15 protein-coding genes are annotated in these 12,503 nt (G+C 54.9%); 7 read left to right on the top strand and 8 right to left on the bottom strand.

Annotated features, from left to right (window positions below):
* Positions 1-20 precede the first annotated feature (20 nt).
* Both ACW9KT_RS00700 and ACW9KT_RS00695 read left to right on the top strand, forming a co-directional pair.
* A complete protein-coding gene (locus tag ACW9KT_RS00700; RefSeq protein WP_457077444.1) occupies positions 21-1,043 on the top strand; it encodes an SPASM domain-containing protein in 1,023 nt (340 codons plus the stop codon).
* A 193-nt stretch (positions 1,044-1,236) separates the two neighbouring features.
* Positions 1,237-2,145 (top strand): mechanosensitive ion channel family protein, encoded by a 909-nt coding sequence (locus tag ACW9KT_RS00695; RefSeq protein WP_457077443.1) that lies wholly within the window; start codon positions 1,237-1,239, stop codon positions 2,143-2,145.
* Between the two features lie 85 nt (positions 2,146-2,230).
* Here ACW9KT_RS00695 and ACW9KT_RS00690 read toward each other — a convergent pair whose 3' ends face one another.
* The 6 genes from ACW9KT_RS00690 to ACW9KT_RS00665 all read right to left on the bottom strand — a co-directional run bounded on the left by ACW9KT_RS00690 (position 2,231) and on the right by ACW9KT_RS00665 (position 6,575).
* Positions 2,231-2,572, bottom strand: coding sequence for a hypothetical protein (locus ACW9KT_RS00690; RefSeq protein WP_457077442.1), 342 nt, complete (start codon positions 2,570-2,572; stop codon positions 2,231-2,233).
* Between the two features lie 123 nt (positions 2,573-2,695).
* Positions 2,696-2,893, bottom strand: a complete 198-nt coding sequence (locus ACW9KT_RS00685) for a hypothetical protein (protein ID WP_457077441.1) — start codon at positions 2,891-2,893, stop codon at positions 2,696-2,698.
* Between the two features lie 50 nt (positions 2,894-2,943).
* Entirely contained in the window at positions 2,944-3,738 is a 795-nt protein-coding gene (locus ACW9KT_RS00680; RefSeq protein ID WP_457077440.1) for an inositol monophosphatase family protein, read from the bottom strand.
* 52 nt (positions 3,739-3,790) lie between these two features.
* On the bottom strand, positions 3,791-5,527 hold the full coding sequence (lnt, locus tag ACW9KT_RS00675; protein ID WP_457077439.1) for an apolipoprotein N-acyltransferase: 1,737 nt from the start codon (positions 5,525-5,527) through the stop codon (positions 3,791-3,793).
* Between the two features lie 7 nt (positions 5,528-5,534).
* The gene (gene rsmI, locus ACW9KT_RS00670; RefSeq protein ID WP_457077438.1) at positions 5,535-6,239 is read right to left on the bottom strand and encodes a 16S rRNA (cytidine(1402)-2'-O)-methyltransferase; all 705 of its coding nucleotides are present in this window, start codon (positions 6,237-6,239) and stop codon (positions 5,535-5,537) included.
* An 87-nt stretch (positions 6,240-6,326) separates the two neighbouring features.
* A complete protein-coding gene (locus ACW9KT_RS00665) occupies positions 6,327-6,575 on the bottom strand; it encodes a 4a-hydroxytetrahydrobiopterin dehydratase (RefSeq protein WP_457077437.1) in 249 nt (82 codons plus the stop codon).
* Between the two features lie 170 nt (positions 6,576-6,745).
* Between ACW9KT_RS00665 and ACW9KT_RS00660 the strand changes: the two genes are divergently transcribed.
* From ACW9KT_RS00660 to ACW9KT_RS00650, 3 genes are all read left to right on the top strand, one after another.
* Positions 6,746-7,294, top strand: a complete 549-nt coding sequence (locus ACW9KT_RS00660) for a hypothetical protein (RefSeq protein WP_457077436.1) — start codon at positions 6,746-6,748, stop codon at positions 7,292-7,294.
* A 44-nt stretch (positions 7,295-7,338) separates the two neighbouring features.
* Positions 7,339-7,566, top strand: a complete 228-nt coding sequence (locus ACW9KT_RS00655) for a hypothetical protein (protein ID WP_457077435.1) — start codon at positions 7,339-7,341, stop codon at positions 7,564-7,566.
* Between the two features lie 194 nt (positions 7,567-7,760).
* A complete protein-coding gene (locus ACW9KT_RS00650) occupies positions 7,761-8,459 on the top strand; it encodes a metallophosphoesterase family protein (protein WP_457077434.1) in 699 nt (232 codons plus the stop codon).
* 68 nt (positions 8,460-8,527) lie between these two features.
* Here the strand turns inward: ACW9KT_RS00650 and ACW9KT_RS00645 are convergent, their stop codons facing one another.
* Positions 8,528-9,331, bottom strand: coding sequence for a tetratricopeptide repeat protein (locus ACW9KT_RS00645; protein WP_457077433.1), 804 nt, complete (start codon positions 9,329-9,331; stop codon positions 8,528-8,530).
* Between the two features lie 110 nt (positions 9,332-9,441).
* The gene (locus ACW9KT_RS00640; protein ID WP_457077432.1) at positions 9,442-10,008 is read right to left on the bottom strand and encodes a hypothetical protein; all 567 of its coding nucleotides are present in this window, start codon (positions 10,006-10,008) and stop codon (positions 9,442-9,444) included.
* A gap of 132 nt (positions 10,009-10,140) precedes the next feature.
* Here ACW9KT_RS00640 and ACW9KT_RS00635 point away from each other — a divergent pair, with 132 nt between their 5' ends.
* Positions 10,141-11,433, top strand: a complete 1,293-nt coding sequence (locus ACW9KT_RS00635) for a serine hydroxymethyltransferase (protein ID WP_457077431.1) — start codon at positions 10,141-10,143, stop codon at positions 11,431-11,433.
* Positions 11,434-11,606: 173 nt separating this feature from the next.
* Positions 11,607-12,476, top strand: a complete 870-nt coding sequence (tatC, locus tag ACW9KT_RS00630) for a twin-arginine translocase subunit TatC (RefSeq protein WP_457077430.1) — start codon at positions 11,607-11,609, stop codon at positions 12,474-12,476.
* Positions 12,477-12,503 lie beyond the last annotated feature (27 nt).

Below are 12,503 nucleotides of genomic sequence, written 5' to 3'. Positions count from 1 at the left end.
TCCCGACCTTTGCCCGCACTATGGCCTCCACGCTCACTGATGCGCTTAATCTGCTTTCCAAAACTACCCCGCGCCGGGTGCTGAACAGCGCGCAGGTAGTCGGCAGCTATGCGCTGAGCAAGCTCACGGGCCGGGCCCGGCACTGGGGCATGCCGCTGGCGCTCTCGTTTGAGCCTACTACTAGCTGCAATCTGCGCTGTCCGGAGTGCCCCAGCGGCCTGCGCTCCTTCACGCGGCCTACGGGGATGCTGCCCGACGAGCTATTTAAACGCACTATCGACGAGGTGGCGGCGCGCCTCTGGTACCTTATTTTTTATTTTCAGGGCGAGCCGTATTTGCACCCGCATTTTCTGGAGCTGGTAAAGTATGCCGCCGATAAGGGCATATACACGGCTACGAGCACCAACGCCCACTACCTCAACGACCAGAACGCCCGCCGCACCGTAGAGTCGGGGCTGGATCGGCTGATTATCTCGCTCGATGGCACTACCCAGGAAACTTACCAGCAGTACCGCGTGGGGGGCAAAATCGATAAGGTATTGGAAGGCACACGCAACGTATTGCGGTGGCGTAAGGAGCTGAAGTCGAACACACCACGGGTGGTATTTCAGTTTTTGGTGGTGAAGCCGAATGAGCATCAGATTGAGGACGCCAAGCAGCTAGCCAAGGAAATGGGCGTAGATGATGTGTGGTTCAAAACCGCTCAGATTTACGATTATCAAAACGGCTCGCCCCTCATCCCGACTATCGACTACTACTCGCGCTACGAAAATAACCAGAACGGTACCTGGAGCATCAAAAACCGCCTGCTCAACCATTGCTGGAAGATGTGGCACTCCTGCGTCATCACCTGGGACGGGCTGGTGGTGCCCTGCTGCTTCGACAAAGACGCTGAGTATCGGCTCGGCGACTTATCGCAGCAAACCTTCCGCGGCCTGTGGCAAGGCCCAAAGTATCGGCAGTTTCGGGCTTCTTTGCTCAAAGGCCGCGACCAGATAGAAATGTGCCGCAACTGCACCGAGGGCACCCGTGTGTGGGGCTAAAGCCAATTCTCTGCTTGCTAAAAAGCTAGTTCTGCTGAGCTGAAAGGGCAGGTTTGAATGGAAGCGCATTCGATATCAACAAAACCCCTATCCCATTGAGCGCGTTGTTACTAGTGCAGTAGCTTGCCTTGGAAGGCTTTCCGGGCTTTGTGCTTCTTCATTTCAATCCATGGTATAACTAGCAGTCCTTGCCTTGACTTCTGATTTTTCAAATACGTTTAACCTCATCACTGACAAGCTCGTTGCCTGGGCCGAGCAGTTTGTGATGATGCTGCCCAACTTGGTAGTCGCTGTCTTGCTACTGACAGTGACCATCTTTGCCGCCCGGCTGCTAAGTCGATTTGCGACCCGCTTTCTGCCGCGCGTATCACACAGCGTCACGATTAACGGCTTGATTTCGACGCTGGTATATTTTGTGGTACTGCTGTTCGGGCTATTTTTCGTGCTGTCAGTACTGAACCTAGACAAGACGGTGACTTCCCTGTTGGCCGGTGTGGGTATCATTGGTTTGGCGCTGGGTTTTGCCTTTCAGGACATTGCGGCCAACTTTATCAGCGGCATCATCATCGCTATTCAGCGCCCTTTCAACGTGGGCGACATGATCAAGACCAACGAGTACTTCGGCGTTATTGAGCGCATCCGGCTGCGCACGGTGGATTTGCGTCAGCCCACCGGCGAAATGGTGCTGGTGCCTAACCGCAAAGTGTTTGAGAATGCGCTAATTAACTACTCCGTTAATACCATGCGCCGCGTCGATCTAGACTGCGGTGTAGCCTACGACTCCGACCTAGAGCAGGTGCGCAACGTGGTGTTGGAGGCCGTGGAGCAAGTGCCCCATCTGATACGGGAGCGGGCCCCGGAAGTCATGTTCACTGAGTTCAGTGACAGCGCCATCACCTTCCAGCTCCGCTTCTGGATTCCTTACAAGCGCCAGGTAGATTATGTGGGAGCTAAAAGCGCGGCTATCATGAGTATCAAAAAAGCCTTCGACGAAGTCGGTATCACCATTCCTTTTCCCATACGGACCCTGCACGTACCGGGGGGCGTTTCACTGCCTATTGCTTTGCAAAACGAGGAAGCTGATGCGCCCAAGAATGGGTAAACGACTACTCGCTAATCTATCTCCGCATCCATCAAGAAAAAAGCCCCCCAGCCGAGCGCTGGGGGGCTTTTTTCTTGATGGATGTTTATTTGTGATCTTTTCTCAGGTTTTTGCCGAGGTCTTCAACTTGCTTGAAAAACTCTAGGCTGTCGGAGTCACCGTTTGGACCGTAGGCCGAGGAGATAGTACCGCGGGTACCGTCGGCGCACTCAAGGGCGTAGAGAATGGACATATCGTCGGGGTCGCTCTCGCCCTCAAAGCGGTAAAAGTCCACGATAGTTACTTCCTCGGGGCCGTAGCTAGTGTTGGTGGCGGAGTTAAACGTGTGCAGGCGGCCATCGGCAACCCGAAAATCTTCGACAAAACCGTCTTTGGCAAGCTTTTGCTCCACCATAATCAGGGAGCGTTCTTCTTCTTTATCTTGCATAATTAGGGGGCGTTTGGAAGTGGAAGGCTACGGCTAAACTAGGGGGGCAAAAAGAACCCCGTGCCAACTATACGCAGTCGGCACGGGGCGAGGTTGTCTGAATCGACAATAGGTAGATCTTATTTATTTGGCCTGCGCTCGCTCGGCCGCCGCTTCTATCGTGCGTTGCAACCGATCGACATCAATGGTGCCGCAAGCGCCGCCGCAGCCCTTAGCGCAGCCGGTAGTGGTAGGGGAGAAAAATGCCCCCCAGAATATTCGGCCCACGTAAAACGTGGCCGCCAGAAACAAAACGCCGATGAGGAAATATTGAAACAGCATAACGCCCACAAAACTACGTGAATCGAAGAAAAGTTTGGTCGAGGGCTGGCTTACTTCCAATAATCGCCAATGGTTTGCTGCATCTGCCGATGAATCTGACCGTTAGTAGCCAACACCTCCCGCCCAAAAATAGGGTCGCCGGGAGTCAGGAACTGCGTAACGTGGCCGCCCGCTTCACGCACCAGCAGTATGCCCGCCGCCACATCGTAGGAGTTAATATTAAACTCAAAGTAGGCCTCGAAGCGCCCGGCGGCTACGTAGGCTAGGTCGAGGGCCGCGGAGCCCACCCGCCGAATTCCGTGCGTGGATTGCATAAACGCCCCCATAATCTTGAGGTAGGCATCGAGCTTGTCGAAGCTGTAATAGGGGAAGCCGGTGGCAACGAGCGACTGGTGCAAGTCGGCCGCGGCGGATACACGAATGGGCTTTTCGTTGCAAAAAGCCCCCCCACCCAGCGCCGCCCGAAAGCACTCGTCCAAGTTGACTTCGTAGACTACACCTACCACTAATTCTGTGCGGTGCATCAGGGCCACACTCACGCAGTACGCAGGCAGACCGTGAATGAAGTTGGTGGTGCCGTCGAGCGGGTCGATAATCCAGTTGTATTCCTCGGTGCGAGCCTTCGCCTCCGTGCCTTCTTCCGTGATGAAGCCTGCTTCGGGCAGTAAAGCATGCAGCTCGTCTACCAACTGCTTTTCGCTCTGCTGATCGACGTACGAAACCATATCGTGCAAGCCTTTGTGCTCGACGCTCGCCAAGTCAAAGTTGGCGGCTTCCTGACGAATAAATTGACCAGCACGGCGGGCAATATCTGCTACTTGCAGGCTGAGGGCGTTGTAATCCATAGAGTAGGGGAAGGTGATTCAAGAGCAACGCTCTTGGATCACGAACAAATAGTTAGAGTGTTTTGGGACCCGTAAATCGGCGCACTAGTGTGAAACCCAGCAGTAACCCTGCCAGCACCTGCATAGCCGGCCCGATTAGCTCACCGTGCCGGGCATAAAAGGTTAGCTCCGAGTTGAGCCGGACGGTGGCGCGACTGGCCGCGGGAACCCACCAGCCGGTTCGGGTGGTGATTTCGCCTTTCTGGTTAATGAAGGCCGAAATACCAGTATTAGCCGAACGAGCAATATCCCGGCGCGTTTCGATGGCGCGCAAGGTAGCGTACTGCAAATGCTGCTCATGGCCGGGCGAGTCGCTCCACCAGCCATCATTGGTAATGATGCCGAGCAGCGTAGCCCCGTTTTGCACGTATTCGGCCACAAAGTCGCCGTACACCGATTCGTAGCAGATAAGCGGGGCTACACGCAGCATAGAGTCGGTGGGGGAACGGAACACGGTACGCTCGGTTTGACTGCCGTAGCTGCCCACGGTGCCACCCAGGTCGATATTGGCAATAAGCTTCGTGAGCAGCGGCGGCACTTTCTCTACGCCCGGCACCAAGCGCGACTTATGGTAGAAAGTAGCAGGCGTGCTGGTATTGGGCAGGTAAGCCGCTGTGTTAAACACATCGAAGTAGCCAGCATCGTCGCGGTAGCGAGCCGTGACGCTGGCCGCTTCCTTGCTCGGATAAGCCACTAAGCTGGTAATGCCCGTGATGAGCTCCAAGTTGGGGCGTTGGGCCAGCAGGACGCGCACGCGCTGGGTATTAGGATTGGCATCAAACTGATTTTCCCACTGCACCTGGTCCAGCGATGTTTCGGGCCAGAGCACGAGCTTAGTTTGCGGCGTCGAGTGTTGAGCCGTAAGCGTAAGTAAGCGCGTCACCTGCTCCTCAATTGGAATAAAGTTTTCAGCGCCCTGAAACTTCTCCTGATATGGGTCGATATTCGGCTGAATAACTACTACTTCCGCCTGGGGGCCTTTTTCCTGATAATTGGCTTTTATAAAGTAGGAAAGCGCAATAGGCAACACGGCTGCCAGCAGTGGCGCGAGCCAGCGAGACGCGAAAGAACGTTTGGGAAATGCTTCGCCGGGTCGGAAAATAACTTCTTCGAAAGAATTCGCCGCCTTTAGGACAGCGTTGGCCTTGAAACCGAACCAGGCCCTGAAGACCAAAATGTTGACCACCCACATCCACAAAGAGCCCCCCAGAAACCCCGTATACTCGTACCACTGCACCCAACTGTTAGCCTGGGCAAAACCATTGCCTAGCGTAAGCCAGGGCCAGGTCAGGTCCCAGTGCAAGTGAAGCTGCTCGAAGGCAATCCAATAAATGGGCAATGATAAGTAGCCCAGGGTAGGCCCCGCCAGCCGCTTGGTGTGGTAAAAAGCCATGGTGGGCAAGCACATCAGCAGGGCATTGAGCACAACCGCCGCAATACCACCACCCAAGGTGCTGTGGCTGACCCACCAGGTGGTAAATGCATTCCAAAGCACCAAGGTCAGGTAGGTGTAGCGAAACACCTTCCAGCCACTGGCACCACGCTGAGTAAGTACTTGCTCTAGCCGCAGATATGGTACCCAGGCCACTAGCAGTAGGGCAGCTAGCGGCGCCGGATTTACGGGCCAGCCCAGCCATAGCAGACTGGCGCTGAGTACAGCCAGTACCAGCGGTAGCCAGCGCCCTCGGGCGTCCAGTTGGGCTGTATCGGGGGTAAGAGTAGGGCTGGTCGCGGGCTGGACGGTAGGCATAGGTGGCTTACTCTTTATCTTTCTTTCCTTGAACAACAACGACTATTTCTCCTTTGATAGTAGTGCGCGCCGCAAACAGGGCCGCCAGCTCTGCCAGGGTCCCGTTTACGGTTTCCTCAAATAATTTGGTTAGCTCCCGACTTACCGAAGCCAAGCGCTCAGGCCCCAAGGCCTCCGCCAACTGCTCCAGCGACTTCACCAGCCGGTGCGGCGATTCGTAAAATATCAACGTTCGAGTTTCCGTAGCCAGTTCCCGCAGGCGGGTTTGTCGCCCTTTTTTTACGGGCAGAAACCCTTCAAATATAAATCGTTCGGCCCCAAAACCTGACTTAAGCAAAGCTGGTACAAAAGCCGTGGCACCAGGCAGACACTCCACTTTTAGCCCCCGGTTCAGGCACTCGCGCACCAGCAGAAAACCGGGGTCGGAGATGCCGGGCGTGCCCGCATCGGATACCAAGGCCATGCGCTCTCCTTTTTCCAGGCGGTCAATCAGGCGGGCTACGGTTTGGTGCTCATTGTGTAAATGGTAGCTGAGCAGCGGTTTTTTCAGCCCTAAATGCTGCATGAGCCGGCCGCTGGTGCGCGTATCTTCGGCCAGCACCGTGTCCACTTCACCCAAAATGCGGATGGCCCGGAGCGTGATGTCCTCTAAGTTGCCGATGGGCGTGGGCACGAGGTACAGAACAGTAGGGATGGCGGCTTCGTCGGGCATAGTAACACAAAGGTAAGTTGACGCTACGCTAAGTGAAGTAGTGAAGGATGAAGTTGCGCATCTGTACTTCTATGCTTGTTCACCACTTCAGCCTCCACTATGCGCAGCGTAAATCCGGTCAATGGCTTCGGCCAGGCGGTGGTCGCGTTTGGTGACGGTGTTGCCGGCATCGTGGGTGTACAGCCGAAACTCGACGGTATCGTACACATTCGACCACCACGGATGATGGTCTTGGCGCTCGGCTTCGGCTGCTACGTCGGTCATAAAGGCGAAGGCCGTCTTGAAATCGGGGAAGCGGAAGGTGCGGGTGAGGGCATTATCGTGTTCGATCCACATGGGGGGCATTTTTAGTGATGTTCAACTAACGAGAACAGGGTTTGTGCGGAGTGCAAGATGCAGTTTTAGAGGCAACTATCGCATGAGCAGGCTCTTCAGCTTAAACCAAAATCCGCAAACCAGAGTACACCTTACTGTACTTCAACCTATCACCCTGAACGACGCTTTCTATGGCCATTGACCCAAATAATCGCCCCATCCGCGTCATCAATGACGACACCACGGATGAGGAGTTGTCTGCCGGGCACATCATCCCCGGTGCTGACCCACCCAAGAACGAGGCTGCCCGCGGCGGCTTTGGCAACCGCGACGGCAAAGAAGGCTTCGGCACCGACAGCGGCAGCGGCAATACCTCCATCTCAGTGAACGAGGATGCTGATAAAGTAGGCCACCCCGCCGATAATATTCTGACGGTGGAGGAAGGTGCCAATGAGCGCGCCGATCAGGATATGCCCTACGCAACACTGGCCGAGGAGGACGACGATGACGACCAGCCGCGTAAGAAGCCTACCCCTTCCGAAGCAAATGCCACCAAAGCGCAGCGCACCTTGCACGGCGCGGGAGAAAGTGACATTGATGGCATTCGGGATACGCTCAACAAGGGCGACCACGATGTATCTACGGTGCGCGATAGTGCGCCCGGCGAGGCTACTCCCGAAACGAATGCCGATCTGAACGACCCCAACGCTCAGGAATCGGGCATTTTGCGGGGTGAATAACCCCTCGATTGACTTACTGTTTCACCACTTAACTTGTTGAAATCATGCCATATAAAAGCAAGCAGCAATCCGGCGAAAGCAAAGGAAACCCGGCCGGCGGCGGCCAGACCAAAGGCGACCCAAATAGCACTCCCGTAAACCAGGATGAACTGTCGGAGCGTTTAGCCGAAGAGTATACGAACGACGGCTTGGATGAAGTTCCAGCTCATCTGACCAACAATCCGAACCGCAACCTTGACAAGCCCGATTTGGATAAGCCTCCGTATAGCTAAATGCAGCAAGGGCTGAGTTGCCTTACTTATACAAAGCACTTCTTCCGCTGGAGGAAGTGCTTTTTGTTTTAGTTTCAGCTCCATTGCATTCCAAAAAAGCCCCCAGTGCTATAACCTGCGGCTTTACAGCCCTTTCGTTAGTGCTAATGCTGGCTGCCAAGTGGAAATCAAAACGCTACTTAACCTTTATTGCTATGGCTCGCTACGTCACCACCGATTTGCACGGTTGCTTGCACACCTTCCGTCACGCTGTGGAGGACAAATTGCACTTGCGCCCCACCGACGAGCTGTACGTGCTGGGCGATTATGTAAATAAAGGCCCCGATAGCCGCGGCGTGCTCGACTATATTATGCAGTTGCAAATCTCTGGCTATCAAGTGTATTGCCTGCGTGGCAACCACGACCAAGACTTGCTCGATGCCGCTCAGGGCCGCACGGCAGCTACCTGGGCCTCCGCCACCGACCGGGAGCTGACGCTACAGAGCTTCGGCGTAACGGAGGCAACTCATATCCCGGAGCATTATATACGCTGGCTCGATGCGTTGCCCTATCAGCTCGATATTCCGGGTTTTACCTTGGTGCACGCGGGCTTCAATTTCCGGCTGCCTCCCTACGAAATGCGGCAGGATTGGGACACCATGCTCAATACCAAGCAATTCGTGTTTGATGCCTCGCGTTTACAGGGCCGACGCTTGTTGCACGGCCACGTACCGGCGCCTACTGCCGAAGTGCAACGCCATGTGAAGTCGCGCCGGGGCGCAATCGGGCTGGATACGGGCTGCGTGTACCGGCACAATCCGGAATTGGCTCACTTGGCCGTGCTTGATCTAGACTCTTTTGACTTAAAGCTTTATCCTAATCAAGAAGCGCCTTATTCTATAGCGCGCCGCTGATGATAATGGGATAGCTTAATTTGTCATAAAAAGCCCCCCAGCGACTAGGCTGGGGGGCTTTTTATGATCTACTCTTTCTGTAATACGTTGTCGTGGAGTATTAGCTGGGCATCTGCCCGATAAGGGTTGGCTGGGTCGTCGGCTACCAGGCGCAAGATGGCGCGGGCCTCGGTGGGGTGCTTATTGCGCCAGTGCACCATGCCCAAGTGATAGAGAGCCTTGCCCGCCAGAGGCGAGTTGGATTGCTGACTCACGCGCCGCAAATAGGAGCGAGCGGCAGTAGGACGGTCTTGCTGGAGCAGAAAAATACCGTTGTAGTACAGCAAAGTGTCTTGTCCTACCTGATCGGGGGAGAGACGCTGTAAGATGCGGAGTGCATCGGGGTAGCGGCCTGCCTGATACTGGTGCATGGCCTCCGCTAGCAGCGGTCGCCGACTAATGCTCGGGTCATCCTCCGACAGTCCTAAATCGGGCTGGTAGTAGCGACTCCAGGCGGCCGGTGCATCCGATTCATTTGGACGCAGCATCAGCCAGGCACCTATGCCAACTACCAGCACACCCACCAAAGCCAGCAGCCACCATAGGCGGTTGCGGCGGTGGGAGTTCTTGGGGTAGCGCTGCACGCGGGTCAGCGCCAATTGGCGCTGGTCCAAGCTCTGATCAAGGGCTTGGAGCTGCTCCTGTAGTATTTCGTGGCCCGCCGCCCAACGCAGATCAGCCGTTAGCTGCTCGTAGGCCTGATGTGCACGCAGCAGTTCGGGGTCCTCCAACATTCGCTCCTCAAAAGCTTCCTGCTCAGCGGGTGAAAGCTGGCCGTCGGCAAAGCGCTCCATGTCTTCCAAATACGGGCGCAGGTCGAACGACGACGTCATAGAAGAAGAACTGGAGCTGCGAACCAAAACAGAAGGGGAGACTAGGTAAGCTTGAAGGATACTATGTGAAGGCTGCTAGATGCTAAACAAGAAAGGGGCCAGCATCGGGGTTATATCTCGGACTCGGTGGAAGGTGGCGTGTCAGACTCGGAGTCGGGGGTTTGCAGAGCCACCTCGTAGAGCTTGCGTAGGTAGGTGGATTTCTGGATGCGGGCCACTACTGCATTAGGATAACCCATTTTGCCGGCTACTTTCTCAAAATTATAGCCCCGAAAATAAAAATAAGTGAGCACCTGCCGGCAATCGGCCCCGAGCGCATGAAAAGCGCGCAGTAAGTGCTGGCGCCGATTAGCTTCGGCGGCAGGCAGCTTCTGTGCTGTTTCGTTATCAAGGTGTTCGCGGGCCATATCGTAGATGTAGGCGCGCAGGTCGGGGGGCATTTTGGTAAGGCGGCCGTCGGTAGCCCGGTCATAAAACTCGAGCAGCACGGCCCGCAGCGTAGCATGAGCGGTGGCAGCTTCGTGTTTGTAGTGCCACTTGGCCCACCGTGCAAAATGGTCGCGGTTCTGCTCATAGAAGGTAATCAGGGCTTTCTGATTACCCACACGAAGCTGGGCCAAGAGTTCGGCGAGGGGCGATACCATAGAGTTGCTCACGTAGCGATTGGCAAGTAACAAGGAACAATCGACATGCGGAAGAAACATCTCCGGTTTGCCGACGCCTTATTAGTAAATTGCTGAAGGATGCTGCTGCACATTGCCGCTGATCGTGTATTTATTGCTAAATGATTCACCCCTACCTTTGAGGCTATGGAAACGACCACAACTACTCTCGCCCCCGATACCGTGCTGTTTGATCTTATTCGTCAGGAAAAAGAACGTCAAACGCATGGCATCGAGCTTATCGCCTCCGAAAACTACGTATCGGAACAAGTGATGCGGGCGCAAGGGTCCATCCTCACCAATAAATATGCCGAAGGCTTGCCCGGCAAGCGCTACTATGGTGGTTGCGAAATTGTAGACCAGATAGAACAATTAGCAATTGACCGGGCTAAAGAGCTGTTTGGTGTAGAATGGGTGAATGTGCAGCCTCACTCCGGTGCTCAAGCCAATGCCGCCGTTATGCTGGCTATTCTTAACCCCGGCGACAAGATTCTGGGCTTTGACCTAAGCCACGGGGGGCATTTAACGCACGGTTCGCCCGTCAACTTTTCAGGAAAGCTCTACAAGCCATCTTTCTATGGCGTGGAGCCCGAAACTGGCCTTATCGATTGGCAGAAGGTAAAGGAAACAGCCCGCCGTGAGCAGCCCAAGCTCATTATCTGCGGCGCCTCGGCCTACTCCCGCGACTGGGACTACAAGGCCCTGCGTGAAGCCGCCGATGAAGTAGGCGCTCTGCTACTAGCCGATATTTCGCATCCGAGCGGTCTGATTGCTAAAGGCTTACTTAATAGCCCCTTTGAGCACTGCCATATCGTAACTACCACCACGCACAAAACGCTACGCGGCCCACGCGGGGGGCTTATTTTGCTGGGCAAAGATTTCGAAAATCCCTTCGGCCTGAAAACACCTAAAGGCGAAATACGCATGATGTCGGCCCTGCTCGACTCGGGCGTGTTTCCGGGTACTCAAGGTGGTCCGCTGGAGCATGTGATTGGCGCTAAGGCGGTTGCCTTCGGTGAAGCCCTCACCGATACCTACGCCGACTACACCCGCCAGGTAATTCGCAATGCCCAAGCTTTGGCCACCGCCTTCACCGACCGCGGCTACCAGATTATCTCGGGCGGCACCGACAATCATTTGATGCTGATTGATTTGCGCAGCAAAGGCCTGACGGGCAAACTGGCTGAAAACACGTTGATTAAAGCCGATATCACCATCAACAAAAACATGGTGCCCTTCGACGATAAGTCGCCCTTCGTGACGTCAGGAATGCGTATTGGTTCGGCGGCCGTCACTACGCGCGGCCTGGTAGAAACCGACATGGTGCGCATTGTGGAGCTGATTGATAATGTGCTCATGCACCACGCCGACGAAGCGCATCTGAGCCGCGTGCGTGGGCAGGTAAACGAATGGATGAAGGCGTTTCCGCTGTTTGCCTAGGCGCTAGCCGTACCGCCAATCGAACTGACTGGGGGGCAAAACGGTTGGAAAAATGCCCCCCAGCGCCAGACTTTTTACCTAGGAGCTACCTAGCAGCCTCAAAACTTCGTAAGTCTGGCGCAAGCGCTACCTCGCCGGGGTGCTACCTTTTTCATTTTTTTAGCTAAGTATCAGTGGATCAACCCAGCATCCAAGCCGGAAGCCGGCCGGGCGAGCCCCAGGAGATGTCCTTTATCGACCACCTGGAGGCCCTGCGCTGGCACATTATTCGCGCTGCTATTGCCGTTCTGGTCTTCACGACGGGCGCTTTTTTGGCGAAAGATTTTCTTTTTCACGACCTGATCTTAGGGCCCTCGCGACCCGACTTCTGGACGTACCGTATGTTCTGCGAGTTTGGTAAGCTAGTGAACGCGCCCGACCTCTGTGTCGACCCTATAAAGTTCGATATTCAGAATAGGCAAATGAGCGGACAGCTCACTATGCACATCAGCAGTTCCTTTATTGTAGGGTTGGCGCTGGCGTTTCCCTACACATTTTGGGAACTGTGGCGCTTCGTGAAGCCTGGCTTGTACCCACACGAGCAGGCTAACTCCCGCGGGGCGGTGTTCTTTGTGTCTGTCCTGTTTATCCTGGGCTTGCTGTTTGGTTATTACATCGCGGCCCCTCTGAGTATTAACTTCTTAGCCTCGTACCAGCTCGACCCCAGTATTGAGAACCAGATCGACTTGCAAAGCTATCTGAGCACGCTTACGACCATGTCGCTGTCTTGCGCTTTCGTGTTTGAGCTGCCAATGATTGTATTTTTCTTGGCCAAAGCTGGCCTGATTACGCCCGAAATCATGCGTCTTTACCGCAAACATGCTATTGTGGTAATTCTCATCGTATCGGCCATTATCACGCCTCCCGATGTCTCATCGCAGCTTATCGTCACCATACCGATTCTGTTGCTATACGAGGCTAGTATCAATATTGCGCGCATCGTACGGCGCAACCGGATTCAGCAGCTGAATGCTGATCTGGTTGCTAACAATGGACAAAGCTAGTTTGCAGTAATAGTAACGTCCACTCTG

Source organism: Hymenobacter sp. HD11105, from assembly GCF_054051685.1.
The sequence above is the reverse complement of the archived record's forward strand: the minus strand, read 5'-3'. Positions and strand labels throughout refer to the sequence as shown.